A 19,300-nucleotide genomic window follows, 5' to 3' on the forward strand; every position below is an offset into this window, starting at 1 on the left:
TAACTTTTTGAAATTGCCTAATGAAATCCTATTGGGCTTTTTCGATTGGAGGTGGAAACCATCAAAATGTACAAAGGACATCGCATACGCGCAGGAGATCAGCACTTGGTTTATCACTTTGTTCTTGGCTGGCTACTCGCTCTGTTCATCGGTTGGATGAGCGTCTTTTATTTTCAAGAGTTTAGACAATTTGATATTTCTAAGCTATCACTTTCTACTATTGAAATCGTTTGGTCTATAAAAGATTTAGTATGTCTGCTTGGAAGTCTCGCTTTTTCAGGAGCTATGATATTGCTTTATATTCACTTTTTTCTTGATCATTGGCGAAGCTTGTGGCATCGACAAAAGCTAGCTCGGATGATTCTAGAGAACCATTGGTATGAAGTGAAACAAACTCAAAGTGAAGGCTTTTTCAAAGATTTGAATAGTAGCCGAACCAGAGAGACTATCAGTTACTTCCCCAAAATCTGTTATCGAATGAAAGATGGATTACTGTCTATTCGCGTTCAAATTTCACTTGGGAAATACCAAGATCAGCTTTTAAAATTGGAAAAGAAGTTAGAAAGCGGACTGTATTGTGAGTTAGTAGAAAAGGAACTCAAAGACTCCTATGTGGAGTATACTTTACTGTATGATATGATCGCCAATCGAATTGGGATAGACGAAGTAGTGGCAGAAAATGGGACTCTGCGATTGATGAAAAATCAAGTATGGGCTTATGATTCTTTACCCCATATGTTAATCGCTGGTGGCACGGGTGGAGGGAAGACCTATTTCCTCCTCACCATTATCGAAGCACTATTGAAGTCAGATGCAGAATTGTTTATCCTCGATCCCAAAAATGCAGATTTAGCTGATTTAGGTACGGTGATGCCTCATGTTTATTCACAAAAGGAAGAAATTTCTGCTTGTGTGGAAGATTTCTATGAACGTATGATGGCTCGTAGCAAGGCAATGAAAGAAATGTCTAACTACAAAACAGGAGAGAATTATGCCTATCTTGGACTTCCACCCAACTTTTTAATCTTTGATGAATACGTGGCTTATATGGAGATGTTAACGACGAAAGAAAGTGCGGTGATTTTGAATAAGCTCAAACAAATCGTGATGTTGGGTCGTCAATCTGGTTTCTTTCTGATTTTGGCTTGCCAAAGGCCGGATGCGAAATATTTAGGAGACGGAATCCGCGATCAATTCAACTTTCGCGTGGCTTTGGGTCGTATGAGTGAACTCGGATATTCCATGATGTTTGGGGAGGTCGAAAAAAACTTCTTTATGAAGCACATCAAAGGTCGAGGTTATGTGGATACAGGTGGCAGTGTGATTAGTGAGTTTTATACGCCACTTGTACCAAAAGGGTATGATTTCTTAGATTCAATTAGTAAATTAGAAAAGATGAATGATTGAGTGATCTTCAATACTGACTTTATACTTCAAGTAACGTATAATACTTTTATATAGTAGGAAGAAAGGGGATAATTAATATGGAAAGTAATGATTCTTATTTAGAGTATGCAAAAGCAAATAAGGATAAGTTTATTTCTTATATTATCAAAGGGAAATCCCCCGAAGTTGGACGAGACGCAGTTTTTATGGCAGGGAGTCCTGGGGCTGGAAAATCAGAGGTTGCCATTGGATTAGCTGAGAATTATGATAACCATGTGATTATTGATGCGGATTACTTTCGCACCCAGTTTCCTGATTATAATGGAAAAAACTCTAGTCTCTTTCAAAAAGCATCTTCTTGGTTGGTAGAGCAGGCATTTAGATATGTCTTAGATCATGGCTATTCTTTTATTCTGGATGCAACTTTTGCAATATTAAGTGCTGAAAAAAATATCTCGCGGGCGTTGAAAAAACATTTTCGAGTGACGATTTTCTATGTTTATCAAGACCCTAAAATCGCTTGGAAATTTACACAAGAACGTGAAATTGCAGAGGGACGTCATGTGCCGAAAAAGGCATTTATTAACGCTTTTTTCAAATCAAGAGAGAACATTGCAAAAGTAAAGAGTAAACATCCAGATGTATTGCTTCATATCATAATAAAAGATTATACGAATAATATTTCCGAAGTTCATTATGCTACGGATAATCTAGAATTATTTTTACCACTAGGGTATAGTAGGAAAGATTTGGAGGTTCAATTACATGACTGAGAAAGAACAAGTAACGAAAATTGTAAAGAAATACAATAAGAGCATTGCGGATTTATCGGAAAATGCTACTGCAAAAGAGTTCAAAACGGTGATTAAATATGTAGCCGATCAGGCCAATGAAAAACAACGGAAATTAGTTGGATTAAATAAAAAATAGTAGGACAAATTAATAATGTATGAGCCAAGAGCAAAATGTTCTTGGCTTTTTTCTTTGCAATGAATGAGGTAATGTATGAGATTTTTAGATTTATTCGCCGGTATTGGTGGCTTTCGTTTAGGTATGGAACAGGCGAGCCATCATTGTATCGGTTTTTGTGAAATTGATAAATTTGCTAGACGTAGTTATAAAGCAATTCATGATACAAGTAAGGAGGTGGAAATGCATGACATCACAAGTGTATCAGATGAGTTTATTCAATCCCTCGGACCAGTGGACATCCTTTGCGGCGGATTTCCGTGCCAAGCTTTTTCAATTGCGGGAAAGCGGCAAAGATTTTCCGATACTCGAGGTACTTTATTCTTTGAAATCGCTCGGTTCACCACTCTTCTCCGACCTAAGCTTTTATTCCTTGAGAACGTCCGAGGATTGCTCAATCACGAAGGAGGGGCTACGTTCGAGACGATCCTCCGAACGCTGGATGGATTGGGGTATGACGTGGAGTGGTAGGTGCTTAACTCAAAGGCCTACATTCCCCAAAGCCGGGAGCGGATATTCCTTATCGGACATTCTCGAGACGCATGTACCGAACAAGTATTTCCTATCATTGGACCGTCTTCAACATCTGATCAAAACATCAGAAATTTGGTAAATATCAATCCTTCCAATCGAGGAATGGGTGGACAAGTCTATGGTTCAGATGGCGTAGCGCCAACCTTAACAGGTGATGAAGGAATCAAAATCGCACTGCCAGCAAGGGATGGAATCTCTGTAGCAGGACTATTACCGGGAAAGTTTGAACAAGGTAATCGAGTTTATGAAGTTACTGGAACCGCCCCCACCTTGTCAACGAAACAAGGTGGTACAAAAATCATGATTCGAAAAAATGAAACAGAATATCAAGAGGTGAAGCCAGAAGACAGTGTGAATCTGGCTTTTCCTAATTCCACAAGTCGCCGAGGTCGTCTGGGAAAACAGAGTGTTCATACCTTACTAACAGGAGACCAACAAGCGATCGTCACGGATCAGTATCAAATTCGGAAGCTAACACCTAGAGAGTGTTGGCGACTTCAGGGCTTTCCCGATTGGGCTTTTGATCGAGATTCTCAAGTCAATTCAGATAGTCAGTTGTATAAGCAAGCCGGAAACTCTGTAACAGTTCCGGTCATTTTTGATATTGCCAGAAGATTAAAAGAGTTGGATGTACATGGTTTATGATGAGTTGATTGGAGAAATTTATTGGGTGATTGGAAAGATTCAGTCAGACCCAGAATTAGAAGAACAATTGCGACGGTTAAAATTTGATATTCGCAAGAATGGTGTCAAAGTCGCTGGCGATCCATATTTAATGAATGAGGAGACGGATGCTCGAATTGAAATAAATCAAGTAATTGCAGAATTTGAGCGGATTGCGGACCAAGCAAAAGAACCAGATATTCGTCAATACTTGTTAGAAATGAAAGCAGAGTTGGAAGTAAATGGTATTACAGATGAGTAACCTAAACCAACACAACTGACTGTTAGGCGCTGACCGCGGAGGATTCGCGAAGCAGAAATCCTCCGTGGTGCTGTGCCTGTTCATGGACGGCGTTAGCCGACCATGATGTCTCACCCCCGTATCTAACAGGGGGGTACAAAAACACAAAAAATAAGTAAGCAACCATTAAGAATGCTTGTTGTATCAAAGATAGTAAGTAATTTGTATAGGTGTTAACTCATTTGAAAAAGTTAACACCTTGAATTTGGAGGTGAGAACTTGGCACAACGGAATTTAGATTATCGGCTATTAAAAGACCGACGCAACGAATACGGCGTTTCACAAAATAAATTGGCTACGGCTTGTGGACTTAGTCGGCCGTACTTAAATCAGATAGAAAATGGTGGCGTAACCGCATCTATAAAAACCATGAGGAAAATTTTTGACCAACTGGAAAGCTTTAATCCCGATTTGCCTTTGACGTTACTGTTTGACTATGTAAGGATTCGCTTTCCCACAACGGATGCACGAAAAATTATTCAAGAAATTCTCCATTTGAAATTTGAGTATATGCTCCATGAAGATTATGCCTTTTACTCCTATCAAGAACAGTATGTCATGGGTGATATTGTGGTGATGTTGTCTCATGAAGAAGATAAAGGTGTGCTTTTAGAATTAAAGGGGCGAGGTTGCCGACAATTTGAAACTTTTTTACTCGCTCAAAAGCGTAGCTGGTACGACTTTTTCGAGGATTGTCTAAAGGCCGGTGGCGTGATGAAACGCTTGGACTTGGCAATCAATGATCGAGTGGGGCTATTGGATATACCTGAGCTAACGAAAAAATGTCAGAAGGAAGAATGTATCTCCTTGTTTCGTACCTTTAAAAGTTATCGTTCCGGGGAACTTTTAAAGGCTGATGAAAAGGACGGCATGGGCAATACCTTATATATCGGCAGTCTCAAGAGTGAGGTTTATTTCTGTTTGTATGAAAAAGACTATGAACAATATATCAAGTTAGGGATTCCATTAGACCAAACTGAGACGAAAAATCGTTTTGAGATTCGACTGAAAAATGACCGTGCTTTTCATGCGATTCAAGATTTGTTAAAAGGTCGTAGCATTGAGAGCACCACGTTTTCCATTATCAATCGTTACTTGCGATTTGCGGATAAAGTAGAAGGTAAAAGGCGAACCAACTGGCCCTTGAATGAACAATGGGGGCGTTTTATTGGACGGAATCGGAAAGAGATTCAATTAACTTCCGAGCCAAAACCGTATACCATTGAACGAACCTTGAATTGGCTAGGCCGACAAGTCGCCCCTACGTGGAAAATGGCTAAGGAGTTGGATCGATTGAATCGGACAACCTATATCCAGGATATGGTACAGAATGCACGCTTATCAGACCGACATAAAAAGATTTTGGAGCAACAAAGTATGGCAATTGAAAATTTGATTATATGAAAAGAGGAATCGTCATGGGAATTGTAAAAGATATTTTTTTGGTATTTGGTGGCAGTATGCTTGGTGTTACTGTGATGTGCTTGATGAATGCAAGTGCAGCAGCGGATCGAGCAATGGAAAAGAAAGGAAAGTGACAAGATGAATTTCGGACAAAATTTATGTGCGACTCGTTCCTTAGTGAAAAGCTAAGGCACTAATAAAAGAACGAAAAAGTTTGGTTATTAGGAGAACTGATAATCTGACAGGTGGAATGATGAAGTAACGCTCTGAAACGCCTGCCCTGAGCCTCCGACAAGCATTGTATGAGGAAACTCAGAATGTTTGAAGCTCGGTAAAGACGGCTGAAAGATACCGTAATAGTTGATGAACATATATCTTCTATCGAAAACTATCCAGAGGTGGGTAGCGTATCCAACAGGTCGGGGGTCTATAAAATATCTATGGTTAGAATGTTCTATAAGGAACTGACGAAACAGCGAATGTACGGGTCTAAATTTGAACTTTGTAGAAATGCAAAGGTACGAGAAATCGTAGCTGGTGTGGCAAAGTAAGAATATAGGTTATGAAATGCCATATAACGTTACAGGCGGTATCAAGCCAGCAGGCTTATAGCTAGTGACCTAAGGATATATATGTATAGATAAGATTATCGGAACGAGGAAAGGTATTGGGTTCTCATCAAGAGAATAAACTGACGAAGAACAATAAGCAGTTGAACTAATGCTGAAAAGCAGAGGGCGAACCTAAGAAATTCTTGTAATGAGAATGGAGGAATGCCCTCAAGTCGTGTATATATTAGAAAAGTATTATGTTGTTTCAATAAGGATTACGAGTAAGATAAAAAAGCTCACTCAATTTCAAGTAAAGGAGTGAAGCCTTATGCCTAAAAATAAAAATGAAACATTGTGTGTAGAAGATTTAAGACACGCTGAATATTACGAAATGCAAAACACCTTTGATGATTTATATGCCAAAAGTAAGAATGGAGATATTTTCACTCATCTTATGGATATTATCCTATCGAGAGAAAATATATTACTGGCATATCGAAATATCAAAGCAAATGCAGGCAGTAAAACAGCAGGAACAGACGGTACAATAATTAAAGATATTGGCAAATTGCCAGCAGAAACAGTTGTCAAAAAAGTAAGATACATTGTTGCAGGCAGTCCACATGGGTATCGACCTAAGCCAGTGAGGCGAAAAGAAATACCAAAACCAAATGGTAAAACCAGACCTCTAGGTATTCCTTGTATGTGGGACAGGCTTATACAACAATGTATAAAACAAGTATTAGAACCAATCTGCGAAGCTAAATTTAGTGAAAACAGCTATGGTTTTAGACCTAATAGGTCAGTTGAAAATGCAATAAAAGCAACCTATAACCGCCTACAAATCAGCCAGCTACATTATGTGATTGAATTTGATATTAAGGGTTTCTTTGACAACGTGAACCATTCCAAGCTGATAAAACAGATATGGGCTATGGGAATACGGGACAAGCACTTGATATTCATTTTAAAAAGGATATTAAAAGCTCCAATCAAAATGACTAACGGTACAATAACATATCCAGAGAAAGGAACTCCGCAAGGGGGAATAATATCCCCACTACTAGCAAACATTGTTCTTAATGAGTTAGACCATTGGGTAGAAAGCCAATGGCAGGAAAATCCTGTTACAAAAAACTATGTGGTTCATATCAATAAAAGCGGTAGCCCATGTAAAAGCAACGCTTACAAAGAAATGAAGAAAACAAAGTTAAAGGAAATGTATATGGTTCGTTATGCAGATGATTTTAGAGTTTTCTGCCGCTACAAGGAAAGTGCTGAAAAAGCCAAAATAGCAATCACTCAATGGATTGAACAACGATTAAAATTGGAAGTATCACAAGAAAAAACAAGAATTGTAAATGTTAGAAAAAGATACTCCGACTTTCTTGGTTTCAAGATTAAAATGATACCGAGAAGAAAGAAGTTAGTTGTTAAATCACATATAAGTGATAAACAATTCAAAAACCAAAAAGACAAGCTGGTATCACAGGCAAAGAAAATTGCTTCTCCCTCAAAAGGGAAAACGGAATTAGAAGAAACAAGACTTTATAATTCAATGGTATTAGGTATGCAAAATTATTATCAGATTGCAACGAATGTAAATCTGGATTGTATGAAACTGAATAGAGCTGTAATGGCTATCTTCACTAACAGATTAGGTACAAACAAAAGGGGCAGATTGAGAAAAACAGGCAGACAACTTACGACAAAGGAGGCAACAAGATATGGTAAATCTAAAATGCTTCGGTATGTTGCTGGCGAGGGCGAACCTATTTTCCCTGTTGGATATATCCAACACAGAAAACCAATGGCAAAGGTGTATTTAGCGAATTGCTACACTCTAGAGGGAAGAAAATTTATCCACACCAATCTAAGTGTTGATAAATTACTGATGTACCAGTTAATGAAATTATCTTTGGAAAATCGCACAATAGAATACGCAGACAATCGAATTTCGCTATTTTCTGCTCAACATGGAAAATGTGCTATAACTCTGGAAGAATTTCAACAAGCTAATGAAATACATTGTCATCATATTGTACCAACTGGAGCTGGTGGAAATGACGATTATAAAAATCTTATTTTGGTAAAAGAGGCGGTACACCGTCTAATACACGCTAAAACAGAAGAAACAATACAAAAATATATAGCTCTATTGAAGCTAAATAAAGTCCAGCTCATAAGACTAAATAAATATAGAGTATTAGCTGGCAATCAAGAATTAAACTTGATATAGGTCTACTACATAAATACTTTTCAATATAAACACGATGGAACGCGGAGTGCGGTGAAAGTCGCACGCTCCGTGTGAATGGGGGGAAAAGTTTGAGATATTTATAATATCAGGAACTTACCTATCCATATATCAATGGTTTTTAACCAATGCCCAATCCTTAGTCTTACTGGCAATTGTGGTCATTGGTTTGTTTTTAGGATTTAAGCGGGAGTTTTCCAAACTGATTGGCTTTTTGGTGATTGCTTTGATTGCGGTCGGATTGGTCTTTAATGCTTCTGGGGTGAAGGATGTCTTACTCAGTTTGTTTAACCGAATTGTCGGTGCGTAAGGGGGAAGCACGATGGAACAGATGCGTGTTTATATTGCGAACCTCGGGAAATATAACGAAGGTGAATTGGTGGGGGCGTGGTTTACCCCACCTGTCGATTTTGATGAAGTGAAAGAACGAATTGGGTTAAATGACGAATACGAGGAATATGCAATTCATGATTATGAACTTCCCTTTGAGATTGATGAGTATACGCCAATTGAGGAAATTAATCGGTTGTGTGGCTTAGCGGAGGAACTTGAAGGAACGCCAGTTGGTGAAGTTGCTTCTGAGATTCAACATGCTTTCTTCAATTCTTTTGAGGAGATGGTAGAGCATGTGGATGATATTATCTATTATCCAGATTGCGATGATATGAGTGATGTAGCATATTTCTTGATTGTAGAAGCTGGTGATTTTGGAGAAGTACCAGAACACTTGAAGACGTATATTGATTTTGATGCGTGTGGTAGAGACTTGGAGATTGGAGGCAATTATTTGGTAACGAGTCGAGGTGTTTTTGAGTATCCATATTAACAAAATTATTGAAGGGTAGTTGATTTCTAAACTATCCTTCTTTTTAAAGGAATGATTTGATGAAGAAAATAAAAAGCTACACCAGTATTTGGGCAGTTGAAAAGGTCATTTATGCAATTAATGACTTTCAACTGCCTTTTCCTGTGACTTTTAACCAGATGGCTTGGTTTGTTTTATCCTTGCTGTTTGTCATCGTATTTGCCCATGTGCCTCCACTATCTATGATAGAGGGGGCCTTTTTAAAATACTTAGGTATACCGGTGGCAGTTACTTGGTTCATGTCGCAAAAAACGTTTGACGGTAAGAAACCATTGGGATTTTTACGATCTTTTATTAGCTATCACTTACGATTTAAGGTCACTTTCGCAGGAAAGAAAGTCAAAGAACAGAAGAAACGATGGGACGAACCCATTACTCTGGTAAGGAGTGTGAACTATGTACCCGATTAAGTATATTGAAAATAATCTTGTCTTTAATCAAGAGGGAGAATGTTTTGCCTACTATGAGTTAATACCTTACAATTACTCCTTTTTGTCACCTGAACAGAAATATCAAGTCCACGATAACTTTCGTCAATTGATTGCGCAAAATCGTGAAGGCAAGATTCATGCCTTACAAATTGCCACAGAAAGTAGTATTCGTGCCACGCAAGAACGATCAAAAAAGGAAATTACCGGGCGATTAACAGAAGTAGCGAAACAACGAATTGATTTACAGACAGAGGCATTAGTATCCATGATTGGCGATAGTCAGATTGATTATCGCTTTTTTATTGGCTTCAAACTGATTGCGACAGATGAAGAGGTCAATCTAAAGAATCTCAAGAAATCTTTCTTCTCCGGCTTTCAAGAATTTGTCTATGGAGTGAATCATCATTTGATGGGCGATTTTGTTTCCTTATCCAATGAAGAAATTCGCCGATATACCAAGCTTGAAAAACTAATGGAAAGTAAATTGGCTCGAAGATTTAAAGTCAGACGAGTCACACCGAGTGATCTGATGTATTTGATTGAACATATCTATGGCGAAAAGGGTACACCATTTGAAGAATATGAATTTCAGCTACCAAAGAAAAAGCTGAAGTCGGAAACTTTGGTGAAACGTTACGACTTATTACGTCCCAGTCGTTGTTTGATTGAAGAAAAGCCCCGGTACTTATGCATGGAACATGAGAATCATGAATCATATGTAGCGTACTTAACAATTAATACAATTGTGGGGGAAATGGAGTTTCCCTCCTCAGAACTTTTCTATTACCAGCAACAACAATTTACATTCCCAATTGACACTAGTATGAATGTGGAGATTGTGACGAACAAAAAGGCACTTGCTACCGTTCGCAATAAGAAAAAGGAATTAAAAGACTTGGACAACCATGCCTATCAATCTGACAATGAAACAAATTCCAATGTCTTAGATGCATTGGATTCCGTAGATGAATTGGAAACTACCTTGGATCAGTCCAAAGAATCCATGTACAAACTGAGCTATGTGGTTCGAGTAAGTGCCGAATCAGTAGATGAACTAAAGCGCCGGTGTGATGAAGTGCTAGATTTTTATGATGATACCAATGTAAAACTAGTCCGGCCTTTTGGCGATATGATGGGGCTACATGAAGAATTCTTACCTTCTAGTAAGCGATACATGAATGATTATATCCAGTATGTTACGTCTGATTTTCTCGCCGGACTTGGTTTTGGCGCCACTCAGATGTTAGGGGAGTTGGAAGGCATTTACTTTGGTTATAACGTAGATACGGGGCGCAATGTTTACCTGAAACCGGCATTGGCCTCACAAGGGGTCAAGGATTCAGTTACCAATGCGCTAGCAGCGGCATTCCTCGGTTCACTCGGTGGCGGAAAGTCCTTTAGTAACAATCTCTTAGTTTATTACGCCGTCCTTTTTGGTGGACAAGCTGTGATTGTCGATCCAAAAGGGGAACGGGGTGGCTGGAAAGAAACCTTGCCAGAAATTGCGGATGAAATCAATATTCTCAACTTAACTAGTAAGCCAAAAAATCAAGGATTACTTGATCCTTATGTGATTATGGAGAAAAAGAAGGATTCTGAAAGTCTAGCAATTGATATTCTGACCTTTTTAACAGGAATTTCTAGTCGAGATGGGGAGAAGTTTCCAGTGTTGCGTAAGGCCATTCGGACGGTTACCCAAAGCAATCAACGGGGATTATTACAAGTAATTAATGAGCTTCGAAAAGAAGGCTCACCAGTTGCGGAAAATATCGCGGATCACATCGAGTCCTTTACCGATTATGATTTTGCCCATTTGCTTTTCTCAGATGGTTCGATTACCCAGTCGATTAGTTTAGATAGGCAGTTAAATATCATTCAAGTAGCGGATTTGGTTTTACCAGATGCAGAAACCACTTTTGAAGAATATACCACCATGGAATTGCTTAGTGTTTCCATGCTAATCGTCATTTCCACTTTTGCCTTGGACTTTATCCATAGTAATCGAGAAATCTTCAAAATTGTAGACTTAGATGAGGCGTGGAGTTTTCTTCAAGTAGCGCAAGGGAAAACATTATCGAATAAGCTCGTTCGTGCTGGGCGGGCTATGAATGCCGGGGTTTACTTTGTCACGCAAAATAGTGATGATTTACTGGATGAACGCTTGAAGAATAATATCGGGTTGAAGTTTGCGTTTCGCAGTACCGATATTCATGAAATCAAGAAAACCTTGGAATTCTTTGGCTTGGATCGAGAAGATGAAAGCAATCAAAAACGCCTACGAGATTTGGAAAATGGCCAATGCTTGATGCAGGATTTGTATGGTCGGGTAGGCGTGGTTCAGGTACATCCAGTCTTTGAAGAACTCTTCCATGCCTTTGATACCCGTCCACCTGTTCAAGAGAGAATGGAGTGAGGGGATGAAAAAGAAACTTTTTCGGATTGTGGGAATCGTTTTTATTAGCATACTCACTCTGATAGTTCTATTGAGTTTAGTTGGTACGGTAGCCGAGGCGACAGGGCTAGTTGATGATACAGTTGAAGCAGGAAATCTATATTCCAAATATTCACTGAACAACTATCAACTAGATTTCTTTGTGGATAGCTCTTGGGATTGGTTGCCTTGGAATTGGGGTGATGGCTTAGGGAAAAGCGTGATGTATGGTCTTTATGCCATTACTAATTTCATTTGGACGGTGAGTTTGTATTTGTCGAACGCCACGGGTTATGTGGTTCAAGAGGCTTACAAATTAGATTTCATTTCGGATACGGCTGAAAGTATTGGAAAGAATATCCAAACATTGGCTGGTATTACTGAAAATGGACTCCAGACCTCCGGATTTTATTTTGGGTTTCTATTATTGATGATTTTAGCTCTGGGGGTGTATGTGGCGTATACCGGATTATTAAAACGAGAAACCACGAAAGCAGTTCGAGCCGTGATTAATTTTGTGATGATTTTTCTACTATCGGGTTCGTTCATTGCTTATGCGCCTACCTATATCACAAAAATCAATGACTTTAGCTCAGATGTTAGTGAAGCGGCCCTTACCCTTGGAACCGAGATCGTTGTACCCAATTCAGAAAGCCAAGGAAAAGATAGTGTGGATTTGATTCGGGATAGTTTGTTTTCGATTCAAGTCCAACAACCTTGGTTACTACTGCAATTTGATGATTCCAACATAGAAGAAATTGGTGAAGACCGGGTCAACAAGATTCTATCTGTGAGTCCAGATGAAAACAAAGGCAAAGATCGGGAAGAAGCGGTCAAGGCAGAGATTGAAGACAATGACAATGCGAATCTCAGTATTACCAAGACCATGAACCGTTTAGGGACCGTGGTCTTTTTGGTATTGTTCAATATTGGCATTTCCTTCTTTGTTTTTCTTCTAACAGGGATTATGTTGTTCTCGCAAATTCTCTTCATTATCTTTGCGATGTTTCTGCCAATTAGTTTCTTATTGTCCATGTTGCCGACTTATGAAAGTTTAGGAAAGAAGGCGATTATTCGTTTATTCAATACGATTATGATGCGAGCGGGTGTTACTTTGGTGATTACGACTGCATTTAGCATCTCCACGATGTTTTTCAATATTTCGGCAACCTATCCATTTTTCATGGTTGCTTTTCTGCAAATTGTGACCTTTGCCGGTATCTATTTCAAATTGGGCGACATTATGAGTATGTTCAACCTCCAGAGTAATGATAGCCAGTCAATGGGAAGACGCGTCATGCGAAAACCGCAAATGTTAATGAATCGAAAATTGCGGCAACTCAATCGAAATGTGGGACGAGCTTTGGCTTTTGGTGGTGGTGCAGCAGTCGGAAATAAGTTGGCAAAGGAACAATCAAAATCCAAATTTAAGCCATCCGGTTCTTCTCTACGAAAGAATTCACGATTACCGAACGATCACGAAATACTATCTGACTTAACTAAGGAGAATCCAGTTTCAAATAATAAGAAACAATCCCGAATGAATTTGGCTGGGAGAAAAATCGGCAAAGTTTTGGATACCCAAGCTTTGGTGAAAGATAAGACTAAACAAGTAAAGGATCAGGTAAGGAATACGCCAACGAATTTGAAATACAATCTCCATAAAGGAATCGAAAAGTCGAAAAAAGCACCAGAAGAATTCAAGCGCGGACTGTTCCAAGAAAAAGCGGATCGAGTGGATTTGCGAGAAAAACAACGACAACGAAGAAATGCGAAAATGGACGAAAAACGCAAGATACTGAGTGAAGCAACAAATCGTCAGGGAAAAAGAAGGGCGAATATTCCAATAGATAAAGCAGCTCAACCTCAGAAAGATATGATGCTGAAAAAAGAAGCACCAAAGCGGATTGTGAGAGCAAATCTGAATCCCGAAATCAAACGAAAACTAACTAGTCAAGAAATCATTTCAAAAGGGAAAAGCCAATCAGCAAGTAAGAAAAATTCTTTCCAACAAGTGAAACAGAGGTCCACTCTGCCAAAGCAGACCAATCAAAAAGTACAAAAAAGAATGAACCATCGTCCAAAATCAAGGTCAGGTGAGAAAAAATGAACTTGAAGAAAGTGGGTGTTATTTCATTAACTTTTCTGACCATCTCTTTTATGGGTATTTTGATGTGTGTGGGTTTGTTGTTTGGTGAAGACAGTGAGGGAAATGGTAGTTCTGGCACTTCTCCTGGCGGAACTAGTGTCTCAGAAGAAGTATTGAAACACCGTGCAATGGTGGAAAAGTATGCCAAAGAATCGGATATAACAGAGTATATTCCAATTCTTTTGGCGATTATTCAAGTGGAATCTGGTGGCACAATGGAAGACGTTATGCAAAGTTCTGAGTCAGCCGGATTACCACCTAATTCATTAAGTACCGAGGCATCCATCAAACAAGGCTGTCTCTATTTTGCGTCTTTGGTTAAGCGTTCCAAAGAACTAGGGTGTGATCAAGATAGTATTATTCAGGCCTATAACTATGGTGGCGGGTATCTAGATCATGTCGGGAAAAACGGGAAGAAGCATAGTTTTGCTTTAGCTGAATCTTTTTCAAAGGAAAAATCAGGTGGTCAAAAAGTCGATTACCCCAACCCAATCGCGATTAAGGAAAATGGTGGGTGGCGGTATAATTATGGCAATATGTTTTACTGTTTATTAGTGAAGCAATACCTAACTACAACTCAGTTTGATGACAAAATAGTCCAAGAAATTTTTGATGAGGCATTTAAGTATGAAGGAACGGCCTATGTGTTTGGTGGCTCAAGTCCAGAAACGGGGTTTGATTGTAGTGGCTTGACCCAATGGTGTTATGCCAAAGTTGACCTGAAACTTCCTCGGGTGGCTCAGGATCAATATGATGCCATGACTCATATTGATCTAAAAGATGCCAAACCAGGTGATTTAGTTTTCTTTCATTCAACCTATGATGCCGGTACTTATGTGACCCATGTGGGCATTTACGCAGGGGAGAATCGCATGTTTCATGCAGGAGATCCAGTGGGGTGGACGAATCTAACGGAAAACTATTGGCGGCAGCATCTTATCGGAGCTGGCCGATACAAATAAGAGAAAAGAGGAAAAAGAATGAAGATAAAAATTGAACGGAATCAAAAGGAAAAGAGCCCAAAAAAGAAAAAAGAACGAGTTGTATCCGTGGGTAAGCATCGAAAAATGGTGCTTGCCCTTTGGCTTTTATTGTCTTGTAGTCTTGCTTTTGGCGTTTATAAAAATTTCACCGCCATTGATCAACATACAACTCATGAAAAAGTGGTTATAAAAGAGAAGGTAGTGAATACTTCTGGCGTTGAAAGTTTTACAGAGGATTTTGCGAAAGAATATTTTTCATGGAAAAATAACAAAGAAGCAATTGAAAAGAGAATGAGTAATCTCGAACAGTACCTTACAGAAAACGGTCTCGCTTTAATCCAAGATATGGTTCGAGCAGATATTCCCACGAGTTCCGAAGTTCAATCTGTAAAAATTCTAGATGTTGAAAAACACTCGGAAGAATTTGTCGTTTCATTTTTAGTGGAGCAACATATTACAGAGGGAAAAAAGACGCAATCAATTTCTTCTGCATATCGAGTGACAATCTTTGAAGATGAAAACAGGAATCATTTAGTAACTAGTTTGCCAACAATGATTGGAAAGCCAGACAAGGCAAAATATGAAGCAAAACAAGTAGAAAACGATTCAGAAATTGATGCCAAAACAACGGAAGAAATCACCGATTTTTTAGAAACATTTTTTAAACTTTATCCATCAGCTTCTGAAAAAGAATTGGAGTATTATGTTGAAAATGGTGCGATGCGACCAATCAATATTGACTTAAAGTTTTCGGAGTTAGAGAATCCAGTTTATCTACAAAACGGAAAAAATTTTCTAGTGAGTACAAAGATAAAATACCTTGATAATGTATCAAAAACCACTAGCTACTTTCAGTACAAATTAGTATTACAAAAAAATGGAAACTGGAAAATCGTTGATGTTAAATAATAATGACTCAATCTAATTTTATTAGAAGTTATAAGTAGTGTAACTTATTTCAGGCAGAAGTCGCCCATCCTCTATAGGTGGGTGATGAATGCCATTCGGTAACTCGAAAACCGACAATTAAGACATAGTGCCTTTTTATTTTAATCCATGTCATAATCAGTCTATATAGGAAATGGTTGATATACCATGGAATTAGATACAAATAATCATTCAGTTTTTCTTCTTGGTTACCCCCTTATTTTAGTAGTGAAACATTGTAAACATGTCATTGATGATGTAATGTCAGCTTATGCAAAAACTGCCTTTGAAAGAATTTCAGAATCACATCACATTACCTTAGATGAATGAAATCGTGATAAAGAATACTTTCATATTATGCTCAAAGCACAACCTAAAACCGAATTAACAAAATTCAGCAATGCCTAAGCTCACGTCTGATAAAATGAGACTTTCTAAGGGTCAAAAATTTCCTTTGAATACGATTATTGCTTAGATAAAAGTAAAAGCCTTAGAACTACGGGGATAGCTTGGTTAATAAGAGATATCGTTGTTAGTAAAGACATAGGCTTGCAAGTATGCTCTATTCCCAAGAATCTCCCCCTTCAAGCACCAAGGATCGTTAAATTCAGCTAAGTGGCAAGTAATTCACTAGACGATAATTATCTCCATATTTCAATCTCAGCTTTTCCATTTTTCATAGCAAATTCCGTTATTTTTATAGCATCTAAAAGATTCAGCTTTTCCACTGATCTTTCACCACTTTTCAGCTTTTTTATTGTGCTTAAATTGATACCAGTACCTTTTGATATTGAATTGGAAGTAAAATCATTAAGGGTTTTTTTTATTAAATTCATATCCGCAATTCCAGCGTTCATAAGAATGAAGATTCTCCTCTCATAGACTACTTTGAAAATGGTACTACAGTGGCTGTTTATATATTTCAGTAGGTTACTGTAGTGGTCATCTTATTATAATTAGAAAAGGAACCTAAATCAAAAATGCTAAAGAAAATTTTCATAGTATTAAGCCTCTCATGACTAAAGCCACGGAATTCTTGATAAAAGAGTATACTTGCAAGCCTAAACAGCGGTATCTCTTATTAACCAAGCTATCCCCGTTGTTCCTAAGGTTCTTGATGTTTTCTAAGGCAATGCTTGTATTCATAGCCCTTGGTCAAAATATTGATACTATCGTTGACGTTTCGATTATGATGTATACGGCAAATAGGACAAGTCCATTCTCGAATTGTGAGTGACTTCTTACCATCTGTGTGTCTACATTCTGAACCAATTTGACTAGACGGAAATCATTTATCTATCTTAATGATTTTTTGACAGAAGTATCGAAAATCTTTACATAATCTGGGTGATGTATTCTTATGCAGATGAGAGCGTTGGCTCCGTATTCATAACCAGTAGCCTCTAAAACGTAGTCCATCGGTGGGATACCTAGCTTGCGGTTGCCAGCGGCTTTCGCAGTCTTCTTGTGATCAAATCAAGCATCTCATTGAGCACTAGTATTTTGAAGATAATACTTGAGTTTTTCGGCTTTTAGAAGTTCACTTCATCTTCCATCATCCATGGAAATCCCACTCACCCATACGCAGGCCTCCAAAAATTCTTCAACAGTGGTTTTTTCAGACATTTTTCTGAATACCTCCTTGTTTTTTGATACGCCAGATAGTCAGGAAAAAGGCAACAAAACACAAAACAAAGCTGCCTAAAAAGGTAATCTTCATTCCATATAAAAAGACATCCGGCCGATTTGCGATATAGTTAGTTACTTGCTGGCCCATCTTAGCAGACATCGCTTGATATAAGACCGTCGTAGAAAGCGAAATCCCGCTGACCATCCCCAAATTTCGGGCAAAGGAATTCATCGAGCCTGCCAGTCCCAAGTTTTCGATAGTGACCGAGCTCATAACCATCGTATTATTGGGGGACTGGAACAAGGCATTGCCGGCACCCATGATGGCAGTAGCGACAATGTATAGCCACAAAGGAGAGTCCACTGACAAAAACATATACATGACCTGGGTTACCGACAATAAGCCCAAGCCTACTAATACCAAAATCTCCGGGCCAACCCGGTCGGTCAGGTAGCCGCTTAAAGGCGCCCCGACGACCATCATCAAAGGAAAGACCATCATCAACAGCCCAGCATAGCTAGGACTCAACCCGCGAGCATTTTGCAGATAAAAAGGAATCACTACATTGACAAAGAAGTTGGAAGAAAAAATCAACAAGGCTGTAATCAAGCTCATGGTAAAAATCTTGTTCTTAAAAATACCGAAAGAAATCAATGGAGAGGCTGCTTTCTTTTCAACTTTTAAAAAGCTGACAAAGGCAATCACTGAAATTACGAACAGTACAAGGGGGACTGGATGGAAAAAGCCACTTTCTTGCCCCAAAAAGATTGCTCCAAAAAAGCTGATAATCGTAGCCGCAATGGCAGCAAAGCCCCCTCCATCGATTGTATGGCCGCTCATGGTGATATCTTTTGGTAAGAATTTTTCAGCAATCAACATCGTTACGATTCCCACCGGTACATTGATCCAAAAAATGTACGCCCAAGAAAATTGGGACAAAATCAAGCCGCCAAGACCTGGTCCAGCAATCGAGCCTAATGAAACAAACGCACCTATTGCTCCCAATGCCCGACCACGTTCATGTATGGGAAAGACTTCCGTGATGATTCCGGCATTTGTAGCCATAGTCATACTAGCACCAATGGCTTGTACCACCCGTGCGAACAATAAAATACCTAGCGAATGATTGAACCCACACAACAGCGATCCCAAGACAAAGATCAGCGTACCAATCCGAAATACTTTGATTTTCCCACGGCTATCGCCAATTTTACCAAACAGCAACAAACAAGAACAGACAATCATCAGATAAACGGACACTACCCATTCCGCTTGATTCATTGGTATGCCCATATCATCTGAGATGGTAGGTAGTGCAATATTGACAATACTGCCATCCAATGTGGACATGAAGGTAAACATAGATATAGCAATCAAAATCCACCAGCGATTTTTTTGGACTTTTGCATCTTCTTGATAACTATACATAATAGGATTTCCTTTCTAATGATCGTGTAGCTAAGAACAATATAACCTATGTCTACTGCCCAACAACTTCTCGCGACTCTAGCCATAGGAAGCTTGAGTAATTTCGATTTGATATCCTCATGTAACCATGTAAGTTGGAGATGCTTTATTTGAACTTACTCTATAGTAACTAGTGATAATTCGCTTTACTTTCTTCTAGCAATTTCTAAAAGTCGACTTCATTGTTCTTCAGATTAATAGTGTGAGCTATCTCGTGAGACGTAAGCAAATTTCCATTCTACTTTTTCCCAATTTTTTCATATTTATGGTGTTGCACCTATTTGTTTTCCAATTTGCTTTTCAAATACATTGCTATGATATTCAATTCCATAGGATTATACTAAATATCAAT

Annotated in this window: 16 protein-coding genes and 3 pseudogenes; 16 read left to right on the forward strand and 3 right to left on the reverse strand. The window is 38.7% G+C overall.

Translation table 11 applies throughout. From position 1 onward, the window contains the following. Positions 1–66: 66 nt before the first annotated feature. The 16 genes and pseudogenes from ACIFUW_RS13215 to ACIFUW_RS13290 all read left to right on the forward strand — a co-directional run. Positions 67–1,407 carry an FtsK/SpoIIIE domain-containing protein gene (locus ACIFUW_RS13215; RefSeq protein WP_010729284.1) on the forward strand — a complete coding sequence of 447 codons (1,341 nt, stop codon included), beginning with the start codon at positions 67–69 and terminating at the stop codon, positions 1,405–1,407. Positions 1,408–1,484: 77 nt separating this feature from the next. After that, positions 1,485–2,159 carry a zeta toxin family protein gene (locus ACIFUW_RS13220; protein ID WP_002297358.1) on the forward strand — a complete coding sequence of 225 codons (675 nt, stop codon included), beginning with the start codon at positions 1,485–1,487 and terminating at the stop codon, positions 2,157–2,159. Further along, positions 2,152–2,316: a hypothetical protein gene (locus ACIFUW_RS13225; RefSeq protein WP_002297357.1), complete on the forward strand. Its 165-nt coding sequence runs from the start codon at positions 2,152–2,154 to the stop codon at positions 2,314–2,316. The genes ACIFUW_RS13220 and ACIFUW_RS13225 overlap by 8 nt, the downstream gene beginning before the upstream one ends. 75 nt (positions 2,317–2,391) lie before the next feature. Continuing rightward, positions 2,392–3,534, forward strand: a pseudogene (dcm, locus tag ACIFUW_RS13230) (DNA (cytosine-5-)-methyltransferase). Continuing rightward, positions 3,524–3,814 (forward strand): hypothetical protein, encoded by a 291-nt coding sequence (locus tag ACIFUW_RS13235; protein WP_002297354.1) that lies wholly within the window; start codon positions 3,524–3,526, stop codon positions 3,812–3,814. Before dcm ends, ACIFUW_RS13235 begins: the two are co-directional and overlap by 11 nt. A gap of 258 nt (positions 3,815–4,072) precedes the next feature. Beyond that, positions 4,073–5,257, forward strand: a complete 1,185-nt coding sequence (gene mobT, locus ACIFUW_RS13240) for a MobT family relaxase (RefSeq protein ID WP_002297353.1) — start codon at positions 4,073–4,075, stop codon at positions 5,255–5,257. Beyond that, the gene (locus tag ACIFUW_RS13245; RefSeq protein WP_002317225.1) at positions 5,254–5,391 is read left to right on the forward strand and encodes a DUF3789 domain-containing protein; all 138 of its coding nucleotides are present in this window, start codon (positions 5,254–5,256) and stop codon (positions 5,389–5,391) included. Before mobT ends, ACIFUW_RS13245 begins: the two co-directional genes overlap by 4 nt. 745 nt (positions 5,392–6,136) lie before the next feature. Beyond that, positions 6,137–8,047, forward strand: coding sequence for a group II intron reverse transcriptase/maturase (ltrA, locus tag ACIFUW_RS13250; RefSeq protein ID WP_002286940.1), 1,911 nt, complete (start codon positions 6,137–6,139; stop codon positions 8,045–8,047). A 103-nt stretch (positions 8,048–8,150) separates the two neighbouring features. After that, on the forward strand, positions 8,151–8,375 hold the full coding sequence (locus tag ACIFUW_RS13255; RefSeq protein WP_033658092.1) for a hypothetical protein: 225 nt from the start codon (positions 8,151–8,153) through the stop codon (positions 8,373–8,375). A gap of 12 nt (positions 8,376–8,387) precedes the next feature. Next, positions 8,388–8,891, forward strand: coding sequence for an antirestriction protein ArdA (locus ACIFUW_RS13260; RefSeq protein WP_002297350.1), 504 nt, complete (start codon positions 8,388–8,390; stop codon positions 8,889–8,891). Positions 8,892–8,950: 59 nt separating this feature from the next. Further along, positions 8,951–9,340 (forward strand): conjugal transfer protein, encoded by a 390-nt coding sequence (locus ACIFUW_RS13265; RefSeq protein ID WP_002297349.1) that lies wholly within the window; start codon positions 8,951–8,953, stop codon positions 9,338–9,340. Further along, the gene (gene tcpF / locus ACIFUW_RS13270) at positions 9,327–11,774 is read left to right on the forward strand and encodes a conjugal transfer ATPase TcpF (protein ID WP_010729283.1); all 2,448 of its coding nucleotides are present in this window, start codon (positions 9,327–9,329) and stop codon (positions 11,772–11,774) included. The genes ACIFUW_RS13265 and tcpF overlap by 14 nt, the downstream gene beginning before the upstream one ends. 4 nt (positions 11,775–11,778) lie before the next feature. Next, positions 11,779–13,902 carry an FUSC family protein gene (locus ACIFUW_RS13275; protein ID WP_002297347.1) on the forward strand — a complete coding sequence of 708 codons (2,124 nt, stop codon included), beginning with the start codon at positions 11,779–11,781 and terminating at the stop codon, positions 13,900–13,902. Further along, the gene (locus ACIFUW_RS13280; protein ID WP_002297346.1) at positions 13,899–14,903 is read left to right on the forward strand and encodes a bifunctional lytic transglycosylase/C40 family peptidase; all 1,005 of its coding nucleotides are present in this window, start codon (positions 13,899–13,901) and stop codon (positions 14,901–14,903) included. Before ACIFUW_RS13275 ends, ACIFUW_RS13280 begins: the two co-directional genes overlap by 4 nt. A gap of 18 nt (positions 14,904–14,921) precedes the next feature. After that, entirely contained in the window at positions 14,922–15,833 is a 912-nt protein-coding gene (locus tag ACIFUW_RS13285) for a conjugal transfer protein (RefSeq protein ID WP_002297345.1), read from the forward strand. A gap of 186 nt (positions 15,834–16,019) precedes the next feature. After that, positions 16,020–16,256, forward strand: a pseudogene (locus tag ACIFUW_RS13290) (transposase); the annotation flags it as partial. A 236-nt stretch (positions 16,257–16,492) separates the two neighbouring features. Here the strand turns inward: ACIFUW_RS13290 and ACIFUW_RS13295 are convergent. The 3 genes and pseudogenes from ACIFUW_RS13295 to ACIFUW_RS13305 all read right to left on the reverse strand — a co-directional run bounded on the left by ACIFUW_RS13295 (position 16,493) and on the right by ACIFUW_RS13305 (position 18,909). Beyond that, positions 16,493–16,708, reverse strand: a complete 216-nt coding sequence (locus ACIFUW_RS13295) for a hypothetical protein (RefSeq protein WP_002297343.1) — start codon at positions 16,706–16,708, stop codon at positions 16,493–16,495. Between the two features lie 248 nt (positions 16,709–16,956). Then, positions 16,957–17,175, reverse strand: a pseudogene (locus ACIFUW_RS13300) (zinc ribbon domain-containing protein); the annotation flags it as partial. 294 nt (positions 17,176–17,469) lie between these two features. Further along, positions 17,470–18,909 (reverse strand): MFS transporter, encoded by a 1,440-nt coding sequence (locus ACIFUW_RS13305; protein WP_002297342.1) that lies wholly within the window; start codon positions 18,907–18,909, stop codon positions 17,470–17,472. Between the last annotated feature and the right edge of the window lie 391 nt (positions 18,910–19,300).

The organism is Enterococcus sp. PLH-Efm8, from assembly GCF_053011625.1.